Genomic DNA, 18,069 nt, shown 5'->3' on the forward strand with positions numbered 1-18,069 from the left:
GGTATCGGGATTTCCAGACTATTAACCTCAGCGCGCGAAGCGTAAATTCGAGACATCGCCGCGCGGAGGTCTCGATTGGAATCCTTGCTTGTCCTTGTTGGTCTGATCGTATTGGCCATTCCTGTTTCGATCATCGTTCTGTTGATCGGCCAGTCCCGGTTACGCAAGCGGGTTGAGCAGTTGGAGCGGCAACTAGCCGGGCAATTGCCCGAGCCCCCTGCTGAGACCGAGGCTCCGGTTGAACCGGTTGCAACGGAGACCAAGCCAGGACCATGGGCATCACGACCAAAAGAGGAAATCTTCACCGAAGAGCCCCATGAGCCCCCCGATGATGTGCCTTCTGCCGCGATCGTCTTGCGCGAGGACCGTTTTGCAGCGCTTGGCGCATGGCTGCGCGAGAATTGGTTTTACGCGGTCTCGGCGTTGTCATTGGCGCTGGCAGGGATATTTCTGGTTCAATACGGGGTCGAGAACGGATTGCTGCCTCCGACCGCGCGCGTTGCAGCCGCTTTGATCTTTGGCGCAGTGCTGATCACAGCTGGAGAAGTGGTGCGCCGTCGCTTTGGCGATGACGAAAGTGCTGCGACCGCGTATCTGCCTTCGGTTTTCTCGGGCGCCGGGCTGGTAACACTTTTCGGTGCCATTCTGGCCGCGCGTCAGCTGTATGACCTCATAAGTCCCGAAATTGCCCTGACGGGTATGATTGCCGTTGCCCTGATTGGCTTGGTGCTTGGCTGGTTCCACGGCCCGCTGCTGGCAGCGGTTGGCCTGATCGGAGCCTTCGCGGCCCCCTTTGTTGTTGGCGGATCATCAGATGACCCCACGTGGCTCTATGGTTATTTCTTCGTGATCGCCGTTCTCGGGCTGGGTATAGACACGGTCCGGCGCTGGGCCTGGATATCCGCTCTGACGCTTGTCGGAGCTTATGGCGCAGCGTTTCTTTTGGTGCTGTCCTCACCGCTCACCGAGCCCGGATATCTGACCTGCATCACAGCCTTCGCATTGATTGCTATCGCGATCCCGGTCCGGCGTTTCTGGCCAAGCCATTCCGGCCCAATGATCGCTGAGTTGGTTCGACGACGGAAAGGTGATCTCTGGCCCGAGTTTCCTACTCGATTAGCCTTTGGTGCGGTCGCGGCCAGTTCGGTGATCCTGTCGGTGCATTGGGCGGATTCGGCCAGCGAGTTCTGGCTGGGCGTGATGCTGCTAGTCGGACTGACGTTGGCGCTGATTCTATGGGCAAAAGATGCACGTGCGTTGCAGGATCTCACGGTGCTGCCTGCGTTGGGGTTGGTCTGGTTTGTATTGGTGCATGGTCTGGATTTTGGCGCAGCGGCGCGCACTTTTGCAGATACTTATGCGGAAACCGTTGAGGCCGATTTCCCGCGGATTGTCACTCTGCTGGTGGGATTGGGTGCCTTGATTTCGGTATTGGCGGCGTGGCGATCTTTCTCAGGCGGACGCGTGGCTGTGATCTGGGCTGGGGCTGCGGTTCTGTTCGCGCCGCTGATGGCGATTGCGCTTGAGGTTGGGTGGCATCCGGCTGAGGTGATCGGAGCTTACCCTTGGGCACTACACGCCATCGCACTGGGGGCGATGATGGTTGTTCTGGCCGAGCGGTTTGCGCGGGTGGACGGAGATAACCGCATGCGGGCTTCTCTGGCCACGCTTTCAGCGCTGTCCTGTCTGAGCTTTGCCTGCATCATCGTACTCAGTTCAGCCGCGCTGACAGTTGCATTAACCGTCATGATCGTTGTGGCCGCAGCATTGGACCGGCGATTTGCGCTGCCACCAATGAGCTGGTTCATCTGGGCCGGAGTGCTCACGGTGACGGTCCGGCTGGTGCTGGATCCGGGCCTGGATTGGGCCAACACCGCACCGCTGGCCGAAATGGTGCTGGTCTATGCCGCTGCCGTGGTCGGGTTTGTGGCGGGTTGGGCTTTGCTGAGGCCACTGAACCGACCCATCGCGTCCCTGCTGCTGGAAAGCGCGGCCTGGGCGACGGCGGGCATCCTACTGTCGCTGCTTGTGTTGCGCTGGCTTGAGGGGTTCGGCGAAGGTGGGGCGAAAGACAGTCACTGGGGGCTGGGCCTGCTGGCGGTGATCTGGTTGCTGCTGGCCTATGCGCAGGTTCAGCGCTTCTCACTCGGCGGCAAGCTGAACTACGCGCGCTATCTCCTGGCTGGTTTTTTTGCCGCGCACGGGATCGCGCGGCTGGCGCAGGCGCTGTCCGAGGCGAATCCGTTGCTGAATCCGCTGACAGACCCTGTGCTTGGCCCGCCAGTTCTGAATACTCTTGCGGTGGCTTATCTTGTTCCTGCGCTGGCTATCGGCTTTTCCGCTTGGCGTATTCCAACGATGCCGGTTTTGCTGAGGCAGGCCAGCTATGGGAGCGCCTGCGCTCTGGCCGCTGTCTGGCTGGGGCTGGCGATCCGGCATGTCTGGCAGGGCGCTGGTGGCATGTTCGAGGGCAATGGCGTCACGCAGCCCGAGCTTTACACCTATACCATCACCTTGCTGGTGGTTGGGGGCGCGCTGTTCTATCAGTCGCTGGCCCGCCGGTCCGATCTGATGCGCAAGGCAGGGCTGGCCGTGATTGGGCTGGCCGTGGCTAAGGTGTTTCTGATCGATATCGCGGGGCTGGGCGGGCTGATCCGGGTCTTCTCACTGCTCGCGTTGGGCCTCGCACTGGCGGGGTTGGCGTGGCTCAATCGCTGGGCCAAACTGCGCCATTCGCCGCAAGGCTCGGAACCTCTGGACCATTAGGCTGTGGCGTCCTATAAGCCCGCCATGCATGACCGTTTGGCCATCATTATTCGAATTATATCCCCGGCGCTCTGATATCGCGAGACGCCGGGCAAAGGTGCTTGAGATATCGCACTGACCGCTTCGATCCATACACGACCCGAACATCCTGAGGACGCCCCAAATGTGCGCCGACACGACCCAAGCACCTGATTACAAAGACACGCTGAACCTGCCCAAGACCGACTTCCCCATGCGCGCCGGATTGCCCAAGCGCGAACCCGCATGGCTGGAGCGTTGGGAAAAGATCGGCGTCTACGACCGCCTGCGCGAGAAAGAGGGCCGCAAACCCTTTACCCTGCATGACGGCCCTCCTTACGCGAACGGTCACCTGCATATCGGCCACGCGCTGAACAAGACCATCAAGGACATGATCGTGCGGTCGCATCAGATGATGGGCTTTGACTCACGTTACGTGCCCGGCTGGGACTGCCATGGTCTGCCCATCGAATGGAAGATCGAAGAGCAGTACCGCAAGAAGGGCAAGAACAAGGATGAGGTGAACGTTGTCGACTTCCGTCAGGAATGCCGCAAGTTTGCCGAAGGCTGGATCGACATCCAGCGCGAAGAGTTTAAGCGCCTTGGCATCACCGGAAACTGGCCCGATCCCTACATCACCATGGACTATCACGCCGAGGCCGTGATTGCGGATGAGTTCATGAAGTTCCTGATGAATGGGACGCTTTATCAAGGTTCGAAACCCGTGATGTGGTCGCCAATCGAGAAGACAGCTCTGGCCGAGGCCGAGGTCGAGTATCACGACAAAGAAAGCTTCACCATCTGGGTGAAGTTCAAGGTCGTGAACACGGGCGATGTAACGCTGGACAATGCCTATGTGGTGATCTGGACGACGACCCCATGGACCATGCCGTCGAACAAGGCCGTGGTGTACGGTGAGGACATCTCCTACGGTCTCTACGAGGTTACAGGTCGCCCCGAGGAATGCTGGGCGCGGATCGGTGAGCGTTATCTGCTGGCCGATGATCGCGCGGCGGACGTGTTTGCGCGCGCGCGTCTGGATGACTCGATGTATCGCCGTTTGTGCGATGTCACGCAGGAAGATCTGGCCAAGATCCAGCTAACCCACCCGCTGGCCGGGGCCGAGGGTGGCAATGGCGAATGGGACGACATCCGCGATTTCCGCGCTGCTGAGTTTGTGACCGACACCGAAGGCACCGGCTTTGTCCACTGTGCGCCGTCGCACGGGATGGAGGAATTCGAGCTCTACCGCGATCTGGGCATGTTGGAGCAGGTCATCACTTACAACGTGATGGACGATGGCTCGTTCCGCACCGACCTGCCGTTCTTTGGCGGCAAGTACATCCTGTCCCGTAAAGGCGGCGAAGGTGATGCGAACAAAGCGGTCATCGACAAGCTGGCCGAGGTTGGTGGGCTGCTGGCGCGCGGCAAGATCAAGCACAGCTACCCGCATTCGTGGCGCTCCAAGGCTCCGATCATCTATCGCAACACGCCGCAGTGGTTTGCCTCGGTCGACCGCGAGCTAGACGATGGCATGGATGAGATGGGCGACACGATCCGCGAACGCGCCCTGCGCTCGATCGACGAACTGGTGAAATGGACGCCGCAGACCGGTCGCAATCGCCTGTATTCGATGATCGAAGCGCGCCCGGACTGGGTTCTGTCGCGCCAGCGCGCCTGGGGCGTGCCGCTGACCTGCTTTACCAAGAAGGGCGCGTTGCCGACCGACGCGGATTACCTGCTGCGCAACGAAGATCTGAACGCCCGCATCAAGGCGGCGTTCGAGAAAGACGGCGCCGATATCTGGTACACCGACGGCTTCAAAGAGAAGATCCTCGATGGCATCGCCAACCCGGACGACTACGATCAGGTGTTCGACGTGCTGGATGTGTGGTTCGACTCGGGTTCGACCCACGCCTTTGTTCTGCGTGATCGTGAGGATGGCACCGAGGATGGTATCGCAGACGTCTACATGGAAGGCACCGACCAGCACCGCGGTTGGTTCCACTCGTCCATGCTGCAGGCCTGCGGCACCAAGGGCCGCGCACCATACCGCAACGTTGTGACCCATGGCTTCACACTGGATGCCAAGGGCAACAAGATGTCCAAATCGCTCGGCAACACCATCGTGCCGGAAGAGGTCGTCAAGCAATACGGCGCCGATATCCTGCGCCTGTGGGTGGCTCAGACTGACTATACCGCCGACCAGCGGATCGGGCCGGAGATTCTTAAAGGCACCGCTGACAGCTATCGCCGTCTGCGCAACACAATGCGGTTCATGTTGGGCTCGCTGGCCGATTTCACCGAGGCCGACCGCGTCGCGCCCGAGGAGATGCCGCGTCTGGAACGTTGGGTCCTCAGCCGACTGGCCGATCTGGATGAGCAGGTCCGCAAGGGCTATGCCGCGTTTGACTTCCAGGGCGTATTCAGTGCCGTGTTCACCTTTGCCACGGTTGACCTGTCGTCGTTCTATTTCGACGTCCGCAAGGATGCGCTCTATTGCGATGGCGATACGTTGCGCCGCCGTGCTGCGCGAACTGTCCTCGATATCCTGTTCCACCGCCTGACCACATGGCTGGCACCGGTACTGGTCTTCACCATGGAAGAGGTCTGGCTGGAACGTTTCCCCGGCGATGACAGTTCTGTTCATCTGGTGGATTTCCCCGACACACCCGCCGACTGGCGCGATACAGAGCTTGAGGCCAACATGGCCAAGGTGCGCCGCGTGCGCCGCGCCGTAACCGCCGCTCTGGAAGTGCAGCGGCAAGAAAAGGTCATTGGTTCAAGCCTTGAGGCCGCTCCGATCGTCTATGTCGCGGATGCGGAAACGCGCGATTTGCTGGCCACCTTCGATGTGGACGATCTGTGCATCACTTCGGGATTGACCGTCACGGGAGATCCGAAACCTGCCGAAGCATTCCGTGTGCCGGAAATCGAAGGTGTCGGAGTGGTGTTCGAGAAGGCCGAGGGGGCGAAATGCCAGCGCTGCTGGAAGATCCTCCCCGACGTCGGACTTCACGCGCATTCGGGTGTCTGCGGACGGTGTGACGAAGCCCTAGGCTAAATCAGTGGCGGAGCGCATTTGGTAGGGCCTATTGTAAGGCCCTCCCGCGCTCCGACGCATTTTTGAACGGAAGACGCAGTGGTAGCGCATGATCCGGGTTGTGCTTTACCCGCAAACACTGTCAGCATCTGGCCATGCCTATGATTGCAGTGGATACCCGGTTCGGACGCCTTGGGATTGAAGAAGAGGGCGAGGCGGTAACGCGCCTTGTCTGGAACGGTCGTGATGAGGGTACCAGGACGCCCTTGTTACTTGAGGTGGCGGCGCAACTGCGGGCCTATGATGAAGGGCGACTAACGCGGTTTGATCTGCCCTATCGCGTGGATGGGTCTAGGTTTCAACAGCAGGTTTGCGACATCATGTATGCCATCCCGTTTGGTGAGACGCTAACCTATGGTGATATTGCCAAGCAGCTGGGGCAGCCGGCGCAGCCCGTGGGTCAGGCCTGCGGTGCAAATCCTATTCCCGTGATCATTCCGTGTCACAGGGTTTTGTCTGCAACGGGGTTGGGAGGGTTCTCTGGAGCCGGAGGAGTTGAAACCAAAGTGGCTTTGCTGCGCCATGAGGGCGCAGCGAGCCTATTGATCTGAGACCGCAAATAGCTGTTGCAATCAAAGAGGCGCGGTTCCAACTTATACCAAATACCGAATTTGAAGGACCTGATCATATGACCGGCCAGACAGACCCTGCAGCACGTAAGAAAGCCATTATCGATCATCTGATGTCGCTTGAGGCGGAAGAGCTTGCGACGGCACAGGCCCACTACGATGCGTTCCTGAAGGATTCCCAGCTGGATGACCGGGAAGGACACGATAAGGACGATATTGCCGCGTCGCGCGAAAATGCAGATTTGGCTGCGGCTTTCGACGCGCCGGTGCATGCGCATCATGCCAAGATCGACGTAATCGAAAACACTGATTTCAGTTTGACCGACAGGGTGCAGCCTGGTGCCGTGGTTAAGTTCAACAACCGATGTTTCGTGGTTTGCGTGTCGACCACACGGTTCGAGGTGGACGGGAAGACCTATATGGGCATTTCAACCCAAAGCCCGATCTATCTGGCCATGACTGGCCTGCAGGAGGGGGATGTGTTCACCCACAACGGTACCGAATTTGAGGTTCAGGAGGTTCTGTAACCTCAGGCCTTGCGTGGCGGGATGATCTGCTGCGCAATACCCGCGAAGACCAGATAGAGGCTGGTGATCACCAGACCCCAATGGGCCCAGCTTTCGGGGTGGAAATCAACCCATGCAGCCCAGCCGGCAAAGAAGGTCCAGCCGAAGGCCATGGGTAGTGTCAGGGACCGCCAACGCTCGGTTCTGACCGGATGGACGAACTTCAGCGGGACGAACATCGCGATCGACAGTAGTGTCACCAGCATCAGGATCACCCAGAAATTCGGCTCAAGCGCGAAGATCACGATGACGAACATGTTCCAACAGCCCGGAAAGCCAGAGAAAGAATTGTCTTTGGTTTTCATGCGCGTATCGGCGAAATACATTGCGCTGGCGAAGGTGATGACAATGATGGCAAACCAGCCTGTCCATCCGTCCATCAGGCCCGATTTGAACAGCGCAAAAGCCGGGATGAAAACGTAAGTCAGGTAGTCGATGATCAGGTCCAGAAGCACTCCGTCAAACTCGGGGGCGTTCTTTTTGACGTGGTAGTGACGCGCCAGCGGCCCGTCGATCCCGTCGACGATGAACGAGACCACCAGCCAGAGATACATTAGGCTCCATTTCTCCTCGACAGCGGCCAGCATGGCCAGCATCGCGAAAACGGCTCCGGTAGCAGTAAATAGATGAACGGAAAGAGCTTTGAATCTGAGTGTCATGGGCGTGTCATGTACGATGCGTGCGGCAGATGCAAAGCAAAAAGACGTACGGTGAAGGGATTTACGTCAGGCTTTGGGATGGGCGCGATTGTAGACTTCCATCAGGCGGGCGGTGTCCACGGCGGTATAAGTCTGAGTGGTTGAGAGAGAGGCGTGGCCCAATAACTCCTGAATCGCCCGCAGATCACCTCCGGCGGATAGAAGATGGGTGGCAAAGCTATGGCGCATGGCATGGGGGGTGGCGGTTGCAGGCAGGCCGAGTTGCATGCGTGCCTTGGCCATCACACCCTGGATTGCGCTCGGGTTCAGCGCGCCACCGCGGACGCCTCGGAACAAAGGGGCCTCGGGCGAATGGGGGTGAGGACAGAGCCGCTGATAGCGGTCGACAGCTGCGCGGGCAGCAGGGATGACCGGGACGATCCGCTCTTTGTCACCTTTGCCGAGGATGCGGAGTGTTTCTGGTAGCGGTGCGTCCTGTCCCGTCAGCGACAGGGCCTCGGAGATGCGCAAGCCGCAACCGTAAAGCAAGGTCACGACCGCGACATCGCGCGCTGCGACCCAATCCGAGGTCGACTGCATCTCGACCGTTTCGATCATGGCGCGGGCAGCGTCCTCGGCCAGAGGGCGGGGGAGCTTCTTGGTGAACTTGGGCGCGCGCGTGGATAGGACGGCGGTGGGCTCGAACCCTTCCCGTTCGGCGAGCCAGCGGTAGAAGCTTTTGACAGCTGAAAGCTTGCGGGCAAGCGATCGTGCGCCGACGCCCGAACCGCGCTGATCTGCCATCCACGCCCGCATATCCGAGACGGTGATGCGTTCGAGCGCGGCCAGCCCCTGTCGTTCGCTATGGTGCAGGGTCATGAACGAGAGGAACTCGGTCACGTCCCCACGATAGGCGTTCTGGGTATTCTCGGACCGGCCTTCTAGCGCCCGCAGGCTGTCCAGCCAGTGCTGTAATGCATCGCGACAGGCTGGTGAAATCAGGCTCACGACAGCCAGTGGCGCATGGAGCGTTCGAATACGCCTGCGAAGAATGACAGAAGATCGGTACCCAATTGCGGCGTGAAATGCCGTGGATCGCGGGCGCCCATGACGATCATGCCGGGCAGCCGACCGGTGCCGAGGTCCAGCTTGAGGCAGGCCTCGGACCGCAAATCCTCGGCTTGTGTGCCATAGACCTGAGGGTTGGGGCGGCTGATCTCGCGCAGAGTGACATCTCGCGTGGCGCCGCTACGGTCGGTGCTGAGATAGCCGTCGATAAAGTCAGGCTCAACGATGGTCAAAACACCGCCCAGCTGAGCCACGGCGGGATCGTCCTGAACGACGGTGGTTTCCAGCACCAAAGTAATGTGATCGACGCGCAGGATTTCGGCGACGTCATTGCCCAGAGCGCGCAGGAAGTCCTCGAACACCGTGGGCTCCAGCAAGCGCAGAATGGCGCGGTGGACCTGATTGGTGCCCGCCAAGTTCTCATAGGCTGCTGCGATGACCGAGCGGTGGGTGTCTTCCAACCGGTCCAGACGTTCCTCGAGCCGCTGCATCGCGATTCCGCGCAGATCGATAACGTTATCGCCGCGCGCCTGTTCGTTGGCGGCAACAAGGGCCTGCATCAGATCTTTGTCGTCCAGAACGGCGTCAGGCTCGGCCAGAATCGCCGCGCGGAGGTTGTCTTTCAATTTGGGGTCGCTGCTCATGTCCCGTCCGGTCGTTTTTTTGTTTTACGGGCTTATACCATGAGTTGCCGGATTTGCCTTGGGAAAAATGCACGCAAAGGGCGAAATTCGTTTGCGCTGTGGCGGGGCTCCCGCCCGCCATGTGCTGATCAGAGATCAGCTTTGGCCGTTGGGCCGGGCGCGATGCCTGACGGCATCGCGCGGCAGCACCAGTGATCAGAGGATTTTCTGACCGGTTTTGGCCCAATCGGCTAGGAAGGTTTCCAGACCTTTGTCGGTCAGCGGATGGTCGGCCAGTTTTTTGATCACGGCGGGCGGCGCAGTGATCACGTCAGCCCCGATGCGGGCACTGTCAGTCACATGGTTCACAGTGCGGATCGACGCGGCGAGGATTTCGGTTTCGAACCCGTAATTGTCATAAACCTGACGGATGTCTGCGATCAGATCCATGCCGTCGAGGTTGATGTCGTCAAGGCGTCCGATGAAGGGCGAGATGAAGGTCGCGCCCGCCTTGGCGGCCAGAATCGCCTGATTGGTCGAGAAGCACAAGGTCACGTTGACCATCTGACCTTCATCGGTCAGCGTCTTGCAGGTCTTCAGGCCAGCCCATGTCAGTGGCACTTTGACGGCGATGTTCGGGGCGATCTTAGCCAGCTTGCGGCCTTCGGCGATCATGTCTTCGGCTTCGGTGGCGACAACTTCGGCCGAGACTGGACCGTCGACCAGATCGCAGATCTCTTTGGTCACTTCCAGAATGTCGCGGCCCGATTTCAGGATCAGCGAGGGGTTGGTGGTCACGCCGTCCACCATGCCCAGATCGTTCAGTTCGGCGATGGCGTCGATCTCGGCTGTGTCTACGAAGAATTTCATGCGGGCAGTCCTTTGATGGGTTGGCCTTGGTCGCGGATGGCTTTACCCCAAAGAGAGACATGCTGAAACCCCCCGGCCAAGGATATGCGGTGAGCGTTCAGGAGTATTTCGACCAAGGTGAGCTGGTGGCGGTGCTGACCACGCAGCCGCTGGACCGGACGCTGGATTATAAAGCGCCTGAGGGTGGGTGCTTTCTGGGCGCGTTTGTCGAGGTTCCGCTGGGGCCGCGCAAGGTGCTGGGTGTGGTCTGGGGGCCGGGGCGGGGCGGTTTTGATCTGGCCAAGGCGCGGTCGGTGATCCGGGTGCTTGAAGTTGCACCGATGCGCGAAGAGATGCGGGTATTTCTGGGCAAGGTGGCCGACTATACCCTGACACCGATGCCTGCGATGCTGCGACTGGCAACCCGCGCGCCGGGGTTGGGTGATCCTCCATCGATGCGCAAGATCTACCGGTTGGGGGACGCGGAACCGGATCGGATGACCGATGCGCGAACCCGTGTGCTGGAAGTGTTGCGCGAGTATGGCGGGTTGGCCTTCACCTTGAAAGAACTGGCCGAGCAGGCGGGGGTGACTTCGTCCGTGGTCAAGGGGCTGGTGAAACAGGGCGCGGTAAGGGAAGAGGACAGCCCGCGCGATCTGCCCTATCCACATCTTGATCCCGATCTGCCGGGGAAAGATCTGACCGAAGATCAGGCCACCGCAGTTGCCTGTCTTCAAGCCGGGCAGCGGACCGGAGATTACGGCACTACGTTGCTCAAAGGTGTGACCGGATCGGGCAAAACCGAGGTGTATCTGGAGGCTGTGGCCGAAGCGCTACGCATGGGGCGGCAGGCGTTGGTTCTGCTGCCTGAGATCGCTTTGACCGCCGAATTCTTGACCCGCGTTGAGGCGAGGTTCGGCGCGCGTCCGGCTGAATGGCATTCCGGGGCCACCATGACCGAGCGCCGCCGGGTCTGGCGCATGGTTGGGCAGGGGGAGGCGCAGTTGGTCGTGGGCGCGCGGTCGGCATTGTTTCTGCCATTCCGTGATCTGGGGCTGGTCGTCGTCGATGAGGAACACGACACCTCGTACAAGCAGGAAGACGGGGTGCATTACAGCGCACGGGACATGGCGGTTCTGCGGTCCTCAATCTGCGGCGCACGGGTTGTACTCGCCAGTGCGACGCCTTCGCTGGAAAGCTGGGCCAACGCCGAGGCCGGGAAGTACGAGCGGCTTGACCTGACCTCGCGCTTTGGGGCGGCGGTACTGCCTGAGATGAAGCCCATCGACATGCGGGCCGAGCAGATGCAGCCAGGGACGTGGATTTCTCCATCTCTGCGACAGGCGGTGCGGCAACGGATCGAAAAGGGCGAACAATCGTTGCTGTTCATCAACCGCCGGGGCTATGCGCCGGTTACGCTGTGCCGGGCCTGCGGGGAGCAGATCGCCTGTGATCATTGCGATGCGCGGATGGTGGAACATCGGTTCCTCAAACGTCTGATGTGCCACCAATGTGGTGAGACCAAACCGATGCCCGAGGCCTGCCCGTCTTGCGGGGTCGAAGGCAAGCTGGCTCCGGTCGGGCCGGGGATCGAACGGCTGGCGGAAGAGGCCGAGGTGACTTTCCCCGAGGCCAAAATTGCGATGCTCAGCTCTGACCTGTTTGGCTCGGCGCGGGCGCTGAAGGCCAAGATCGAAGAGATTGCCGAGGGGGACGCGGATATTGTCATTGGCACGCAGCTGGTGGCCAAGGGGCATAACTTTCCCAAGTTAACCCTGGTGGGGGTGATTGACGCAGATCTCAGCCTGCATGGCGCTGATTTGCGCGCGGCAGAGCGGACATTTCAACTCATGCGGCAGGTTGCTGGACGGGCAGGCCGGGCGGATAAGCCGGGTCAGGCGCTGTTGCAGACCTTTCAACCGGAACATCCGGTGATCCGCGCCATTCTATCAGGCGATGAGGAAGGGTTCTGGAAAGCCGAAGCCGCCGGTCGACAAGCCGCCGGAGTGCCGCCCTATGGGCGCATGGCGGGCATCGTCTTGTCTGGGCCTGAGGTCGGACCGGTGTTTGACATCGGCAACGCGATGGCGCGAAACGATGCGCCTCTGCGAGAAATCGGAGCGCAGGTATTTGGTCCGGCACCAGCGCCGATTGCGCGCATCCGAGGCAGACACCGCGTGCGCCTGCTGGTCAAAGCCCCCAAAGGTGCGCCCATTCAGGACGCTATCGCACGTTGGATCGCGCCCCTGCGTCTAAAAGGCGACATTCGCCTTGCCGTCGATATCGACCCGCAAAGCTTCTACTGACCCTGCGCCAGTGCAGAGCCAATGTGCGCCGCGCCCTAGGCCCTCGCCAAAGCGCAAAAATGGGCGTAGAGGGAGTCCCATGTTGAAACCCATGCCGCTTTCCGAGGCGAAGAGCCTGCCATTCTGGCGCCGTCCCATGACGCTTCTGTTCATGATGGCGTTGATGATGCCGATCGCGTTCAACGCGTGGAGTGCGCTGCTCAATAACTTCGTCATCGAAATGGCGAATTTCGACGGGGCCGACATAGGTCTGCTGCACACGGTGCGCGAAATTCCCGGATTTCTGGCCGTTGGTGTGATCGCAGTGATCATCTTTATCCGCGAACAGGTTCTGGCCATGATCTCGCTGATGATGCTGGGGGTTGCGACGGCGGTCACGGCCTGGTTCCCCAGCCTGGGCGGGTTGTTGTTCGTGACGTTGTTCAGTTCGATCGGCTTTCACTATTACGAGACCGTAAATCAGTCACTGCAACTGCAATGGCTGCCCAAGGATCGCGCTCCGCAGATGCTGGGATGGTTGGTGGCGATGGGTTCGGCCGCGACGGCGGTGGTCTATGGGCTGATCGTGCTGACATGGGATCGTTTCGATCTGTCTTATAACTTTGTCTTCATGGCGGCGGGTGGTGTGACTGCCCTGCTGGCGCTGTTCTGCTTGATCGCCTACCCGCAGTTCGAGGCCCCCACACCGCAGACCAAGAAGCTGATCCTGCGCAAACGGTATTGGCTGTATTATGCGTTGCAGTTCATGGCAGGTGCCCGACGGCAGATATTTGTCGTTTTCGCTGGTTTCATGATGGTCGAGAAGTTCGGCTTCAAAGTGCATGAACTGACAAGCCTCTATCTGATCAATCTGATGATCAACATGATGGCGGCGCCTCTTCTGGGCAAAGCAGTGGCCAAGTTCGGTGAGCGCCGCACGCTGATCTTTGAATACACCGGTCTGGCGATCGTCTTCGCAGCCTATGGCGGGATTTATTGGTTCAGCTGGGGCGTATTGCTGGCCGCAATTCTCTATGTGATCGACCACGTGCTGTTCGCACTGGCGCTGGCGTTGAAGACCTATTTCCAGAAAATCGCCGATCCGGCGGATATCGCACCCACCGCCGCCGTGGCCTTTACCATTAACCACATCGCTGCTGTGTTCCTGCCAGCGCTGTTGGGGTTGCTGTGGGTGGTGTCTCCGGGTGCGGTCTTTGGGTTGGCGGCGGCGATGGCGTTGGTCTCTCTGGCCTTGTCCCTGCTGATCCCGCGCCATCCGGAACCGGGCAACGAAACCATTCTGTCGAAATATGCCCCTGCACCCGCCGAGTGAGCACCGCGCTTGACCTTGGCGGCCTCTGGGCCTAGGCGCTGTTTCAAATGAAACAGGAGGCCTCCATGCCCACATTCACCGCGCTGACCACTCTGACCGGCAAGAAAGCGGCCGAAAGCCTGGGCGAAGCCATGGAACGTCTGGAACCCGAACCCACCGGCGTAGGTGTGTTCGAGGTTGAGGATGGTTCGGGTCTGTGGGAAGTGGGCGGCTATTTCACCGAAACCCCGGACGAGGCAGCGCTGGCCCTTCTGGCCACCGCGTTTGAGGCCAAGCCTTTCGTAGTCTCGGAACTACCCGAAACCGATTGGGTTGCCCATGTCCGTCGTGAGCTGGCCCCGGTCGAGGCCGGACGCTTCTTTGTCTATGGCAGTCATGATGCAGATAAGCTGCCCGAAGGCAGCATTCCGTTGCTGATCGAGGCCGCGATGGCCTTTGGCACCGGTCATCACGGAACGACTCTGGGCTGTTTGAAAGCTCTGGATTTTCTTCTGGACCAGGGTTTTTCGGCCTCCAGGGTCGCCGATATCGGGTGTGGTACTGCCGTGTTGGCGATGGCGGCAGCTCGGGTCTGGGATGGCGATATCATCGCCAGTGATATCGACGAGGTTGCGGTCGATGTGGCCGAGGCCAACCTGAGGGCAAATGGTATGGCCGGTCAGGTCCACTGCGTCGAAGCCGCCGGTTTCGATCACCCGGAACTTAATGCCCACGCGCCTTATGATCTGATCTTTGCCAACATTCTCAAAGGCCCGCTTGTGGCACTGGCCCCCGAAATCGGGGCGAATCTGCGCGCAGACGGTAAGGCGATCCTGTCGGGAATCCTCAATGAACAGGCCGATGACGTGATCTCGGTTTATCTGCAAAACGCGTTCAATCTGGTCCGCAGGGATGAGATTGGTGAATGGACGACGCTAATCTTAAGCAAACAGGGCTAAATCTGGGCCATTTGCAGGAGTTTTGTGGTTTTTTGCCACGTTTTCGTCGCATTCTCTAATTACCGTCTTTGGATGCAATCGGGGGGCGGTTTTCGGAGGCTGCCATGACAGGAAAACAACTCGAATTCGATCAGCGCATCACGCGTCTGAACAAGAAACACCAGAAACTCAGCCGGGGCTATCGGGCCACGATGCGCTCGGATGGACTGGTTGTTATGAAACCTCAGCGGATGAGATCGGCCATCCCGGCGAAGGTTCTGGTTCTTTGTTTGCTGGGTTTCTTCGGTTTCAAAGCATTCTTATTGTCGAATATCGGCGCATCTGCGTATGACACACGCGTTGCAAGCCTGGATCAGGGTACACCCGTTGAAAAGGCCGGAGCCTGGATCATGCAGGCGGATCCGGTTACTCAACTCCTCGCAGCCCAGCTGACCAAGGTTCTTTACTAAGGATAAGATGTCCTTCCTAACGAAAACACCGCGGGCCATTCGGCGCGCGGTGTTTCTGTTCGCCCCACAGGGAGGAGGAAGGGGCGTGAGCGGTATTGCGTTGTCTTAGTAACGGCGGCCTTCGGCAACAACGTCGATGTCGCCGCGGCACAGACCGATATCGTCCAGCTCGCGGTCGGTCAGACCGCTCAGCGCGTTGCGGGTTGCGCGGGCGTCATTCCATTCTACAACGGCGTTTGCGACCGATGCGAAAGTTACGCCGATACGGCCGACGAGGCCGAATGAGCCAGTGGTGGTGCGGGTGGTATCCAATGCAGCCATATCCTGTTTCCTTCTGGTTTGCGTTAATCTCTGATCTTGCGATCTGACGGGCATCTAGGGATGTATACCGCCCCATGCAAGCGCAGAATTTGCATGTGTCCTATGCGTTTTTTGCAATGCTCGAAATTCATGAAAGCCCCTTAATTCATTGATTAATTCCAGTTTATAAAAGCGTCGAAAACAGACGGATTGCTGTCGCAAACAAGCCTCCATGCTGCAGGTGCGACATGGATGTCGTTTTCAGATCGTGTGTTGAATTCCTTGGAAAATGTTCACGCTTCGTGCTAATCGATGGAAAAAGGTCACACGAACCCGAGCAGGCCAATACAAAATATGCGAATTCTGGGCATTGATCCGGGTCTCAGGACCCTGGGATGGGGCATCATCGAATCGACAGGCAGCCGTCTAAGTCACGTGGCGAACGGCTTGTGCAAATCCGACGGCGATGATCTGGGTGAACGGCTTCTGTCGCTGCACAACCAGATTGTCGAAGTCATTGCCGAGCATCAGCCCGATCAGGCCGCCATAGAACAGACCTTTGTCAACAAAGACGGGGCAGGGACATTGAAGCTGGGTCAGGCGCGCGGTGTGGCGTTGTTGACCTTGGCGCAAGCGGGCCTGCCTGTGGGCGAATACGCCCCCAATCGGGTCAAGAAAACTGTGGTCGGCGTCGGCCATGCTGAGAAAGAGCAGGTTCTGCATATGGTCAAGTTACAGCTGCCGGGGTGCTCTCCCAAGGGTGCGGACGCTGCGGATGCTCTAGCGATCGCGATCTGTCATTCCTACTATGGGGCCACCCCGCGGGCGCGGGTGAAAGAGGTGCGTGCATGATCGGCAAACTTACGGGACGGCTGGATTATCGCGCGGCGGATCATGTTCTGATCGACGTGCGCGGGGTCGGTTATATCGTCTATTGCTCGGACAGGACCATGGCAGCTTTGCCGGGTGTGGGTGAGGCGGTCTCGATCTACACCGACATGGTCGTACGCGAAGACCTGATGCAGCTTTATGGGTTTCTATCCTTGGTTGAGAAAGAATGGCACCGCCTGCTGTGCTCGGTTCAAGGTGTGGGCGCCAAGGTGTCGCTGGCCATTCTCAGTGCGCTGGGGCCGGATGGCGTGAGCCGCGCGATTGCGTTGGGCGATTGGGGCGCGGTCAAGGCGGCCAAAGGCGTTGGCCCGAAGACGGCGCAGCGCATTGTGCTGGACCTCAAGGACAAGGCCCCGGGCGTGATGGCCATGGGGGGCACCGTGACCGAAGCGATGGATGGACCGGCTCTGGAAGTGGTCGAAACTGAGCCTTCGCCTACACCGGCGCGCGTGGCGAAACCGGTCTCGGGCTCAGCGGCGGCCTCGGCCGGGGCGCTGTCTGCGCTGGGTAATTTGGGCTATGGCCCGTCCGAGGCGGCCTCGGCGGTGGCTGAAGCAGCGGCGAACCTGCCCGATGCAGGTGAGGCCGAACTGATCCGCGCCGCGTTGAAACTGCTGGCTCCGAAAGGGTGATTGAATGGTAGACGCCGACCCCACCCTGCGTCCCGAGCCGATGCCCGAGGACAATGACCGCGCCTTGCGTCCGCAAGGCCTGGATGAATTCATCGGTCAGGCAGAGGCACGTGCAAATTTACGCATCTTCATCCAATCGGCCCGACAACGGGGCGAGGCGATGGATCATACGTTGTTCCATGGCCCTCCGGGATTGGGCAAGACGACGCTGGCGCAGATCATGGCGCGGGAATTGGGGGTGAATTTCCGCATGACCTCGGGGCCGGTGTTGGCCAAGGCGGGTGATCTGGCGGCGATCCTGACCAATCTGGAATCGCGCGATGTGCTGTTCATCGATGAGATCCACCGCCTGAACCCGGCGGTCGAAGAGGTGCTGTACCCCGCGATGGAGGATTTCGAGCTGGATCTGGTGATCGGCGAAGGCCCTGCCGCCCGGACCGTCCGGATCGAGCTGCAGCCGTTTACGCTGGTCGGGGCCACCACGCGGATGGGGTTGCTGACAACCCCGCTCCGGGATCGCTTTGGCATTCCGACACGATTGCAGTTTTATACCGTCGATGAGTTGCACGAGATCGTCACGCGGAATGCGCGCAAGTTGGGCGCGCCTGCCGATGATGAGGGCGCACGCGAGATCGCGCGGCGTTCGCGTGGAACGCCGCGGATTGCAGGGCGCTTGCTGAGACGGGTAGTGGACTTTGCCATTGTCGAGGGCGATGGGCGGATCACGCGTGATCTGGCAGACGGGGCGCTGACCCGGCTTGGCGTGGACAATCTGGGACTGGACGGGGCGGACCGCCGCTATCTGAAACTGATTGCCGAGAACTACGCGGGCGGTCCCGTGGGGATTGAAACCCTCTCGGCGGCCTTGTCCGAAAGCCGGGATTCGCTGGAAGAGGTGATCGAGCCCTATCTTCTGCAGCAAGGCCTGATCCAGCGCACACCGCGCGGGCGGATGTTGGCGCAGAAGGCGTGGACCCATCTGGGAATGGCGGCACCCAAGGGGCAGAGCGATCTGTTTGGTTGAAGCTGTGCGCTTAAGAA

General features: G+C 59.8%; 16 protein-coding genes. 11 read left to right on the forward strand and 5 right to left on the reverse strand.

Features of this window, described 5'->3' with window-relative positions:
* Positions 1 to 75: 75 nt before the first annotated feature.
* From ACR0NF_RS00495 to ACR0NF_RS00510, 4 genes are all read left to right on the forward strand, one after another.
* Complete coding sequence (locus ACR0NF_RS00495; protein ID WP_480777588.1) at positions 76 to 2,766, forward strand: DUF2339 domain-containing protein; 2,691 nt, start codon at positions 76 to 78, stop codon at positions 2,764 to 2,766.
* 163 nt (positions 2,767 to 2,929) lie between these two features.
* Entirely contained in the window at positions 2,930 to 5,848 is a 2,919-nt protein-coding gene (ileS, locus tag ACR0NF_RS00500) for an isoleucine--tRNA ligase (RefSeq protein ID WP_480777589.1), read from the forward strand.
* Between the two features lie 134 nt (positions 5,849 to 5,982).
* The gene (locus ACR0NF_RS00505) at positions 5,983 to 6,438 is read left to right on the forward strand and encodes a methylated-DNA--[protein]-cysteine S-methyltransferase (protein ID WP_480666591.1); all 456 of its coding nucleotides are present in this window, start codon (positions 5,983 to 5,985) and stop codon (positions 6,436 to 6,438) included.
* Positions 6,439 to 6,515: 77 nt separating this feature from the next.
* A complete protein-coding gene (locus tag ACR0NF_RS00510; protein WP_480469117.1) occupies positions 6,516 to 6,983 on the forward strand; it encodes a hypothetical protein in 468 nt (155 codons plus the stop codon).
* Between the two features lie 2 nt (positions 6,984 to 6,985).
* On the opposite strand, the gene ACR0NF_RS00515 is transcribed toward ACR0NF_RS00510, so the two are convergent.
* The 4 genes from ACR0NF_RS00515 to fsa form a co-directional block, all read right to left on the reverse strand.
* Complete coding sequence (locus ACR0NF_RS00515) at positions 6,986 to 7,681, reverse strand: CDP-alcohol phosphatidyltransferase family protein (protein WP_480469118.1); 696 nt, start codon at positions 7,679 to 7,681, stop codon at positions 6,986 to 6,988.
* Positions 7,682 to 7,747: 66 nt separating this feature from the next.
* Positions 7,748 to 8,668, reverse strand: coding sequence for a tyrosine recombinase XerC (locus ACR0NF_RS00520; RefSeq protein WP_480469119.1), 921 nt, complete (start codon positions 8,666 to 8,668; stop codon positions 7,748 to 7,750).
* Entirely contained in the window at positions 8,665 to 9,372 is a 708-nt protein-coding gene (locus tag ACR0NF_RS00525; RefSeq protein ID WP_480469120.1) for a DUF484 family protein, read from the reverse strand. The genes ACR0NF_RS00520 and ACR0NF_RS00525 overlap by 4 nt, the downstream gene beginning before the upstream one ends.
* Before the next feature lie 195 nt (positions 9,373 to 9,567).
* Positions 9,568 to 10,221, reverse strand: coding sequence for a fructose-6-phosphate aldolase (gene fsa / locus ACR0NF_RS00530; RefSeq protein ID WP_480469121.1), 654 nt, complete (start codon positions 10,219 to 10,221; stop codon positions 9,568 to 9,570).
* A gap of 59 nt (positions 10,222 to 10,280) precedes the next feature.
* On the opposite strand from fsa, the gene ACR0NF_RS00535 reads away from it, so the two are divergent.
* From ACR0NF_RS00535 to ACR0NF_RS00550, 4 genes are all read left to right on the forward strand, one after another.
* Entirely contained in the window at positions 10,281 to 12,506 is a 2,226-nt protein-coding gene (locus ACR0NF_RS00535) for a primosomal protein N' (protein ID WP_480657083.1), read from the forward strand.
* Positions 12,507 to 12,585: 79 nt separating this feature from the next.
* Entirely contained in the window at positions 12,586 to 13,818 is a 1,233-nt protein-coding gene (locus ACR0NF_RS00540; RefSeq protein WP_480777590.1) for an MFS transporter, read from the forward strand.
* 65 nt (positions 13,819 to 13,883) lie between these two features.
* Complete coding sequence (locus ACR0NF_RS00545) at positions 13,884 to 14,756, forward strand: 50S ribosomal protein L11 methyltransferase (RefSeq protein WP_480777591.1); 873 nt, start codon at positions 13,884 to 13,886, stop codon at positions 14,754 to 14,756.
* A 104-nt stretch (positions 14,757 to 14,860) separates the two neighbouring features.
* Positions 14,861 to 15,205 (forward strand): hypothetical protein, encoded by a 345-nt coding sequence (locus tag ACR0NF_RS00550; protein WP_480469125.1) that lies wholly within the window; start codon positions 14,861 to 14,863, stop codon positions 15,203 to 15,205.
* Positions 15,206 to 15,310: 105 nt separating this feature from the next.
* Here ACR0NF_RS00550 and ACR0NF_RS00555 read toward each other — a convergent pair whose 3' ends face one another.
* A complete protein-coding gene (locus ACR0NF_RS00555) occupies positions 15,311 to 15,526 on the reverse strand; it encodes a DUF1127 domain-containing protein (RefSeq protein ID WP_480469126.1) in 216 nt (71 codons plus the stop codon).
* A gap of 333 nt (positions 15,527 to 15,859) precedes the next feature.
* Between ACR0NF_RS00555 and ruvC the strand changes: the two genes are divergently transcribed.
* The 3 genes from ruvC to ruvB are packed head-to-tail and all read left to right on the forward strand — an operon-like array spanning position 15,860 to position 18,052.
* Positions 15,860 to 16,357 carry a crossover junction endodeoxyribonuclease RuvC gene (gene ruvC / locus ACR0NF_RS00560; RefSeq protein WP_480666595.1) on the forward strand — a complete coding sequence of 166 codons (498 nt, stop codon included), beginning with the start codon at positions 15,860 to 15,862 and terminating at the stop codon, positions 16,355 to 16,357.
* Positions 16,354 to 17,028, forward strand: a complete 675-nt coding sequence (ruvA, locus tag ACR0NF_RS00565; RefSeq protein WP_480469128.1) for a Holliday junction branch migration protein RuvA — start codon at positions 16,354 to 16,356, stop codon at positions 17,026 to 17,028. The genes ruvC and ruvA overlap by 4 nt, the downstream gene beginning before the upstream one ends.
* 4 nt (positions 17,029 to 17,032) lie before the next feature.
* Complete coding sequence (gene ruvB / locus ACR0NF_RS00570) at positions 17,033 to 18,052, forward strand: Holliday junction branch migration DNA helicase RuvB (RefSeq protein WP_480469129.1); 1,020 nt, start codon at positions 17,033 to 17,035, stop codon at positions 18,050 to 18,052.
* Positions 18,053 to 18,069 lie beyond the last annotated feature (17 nt).

Source organism: Ruegeria sp. CF4, assembly GCF_056537345.1.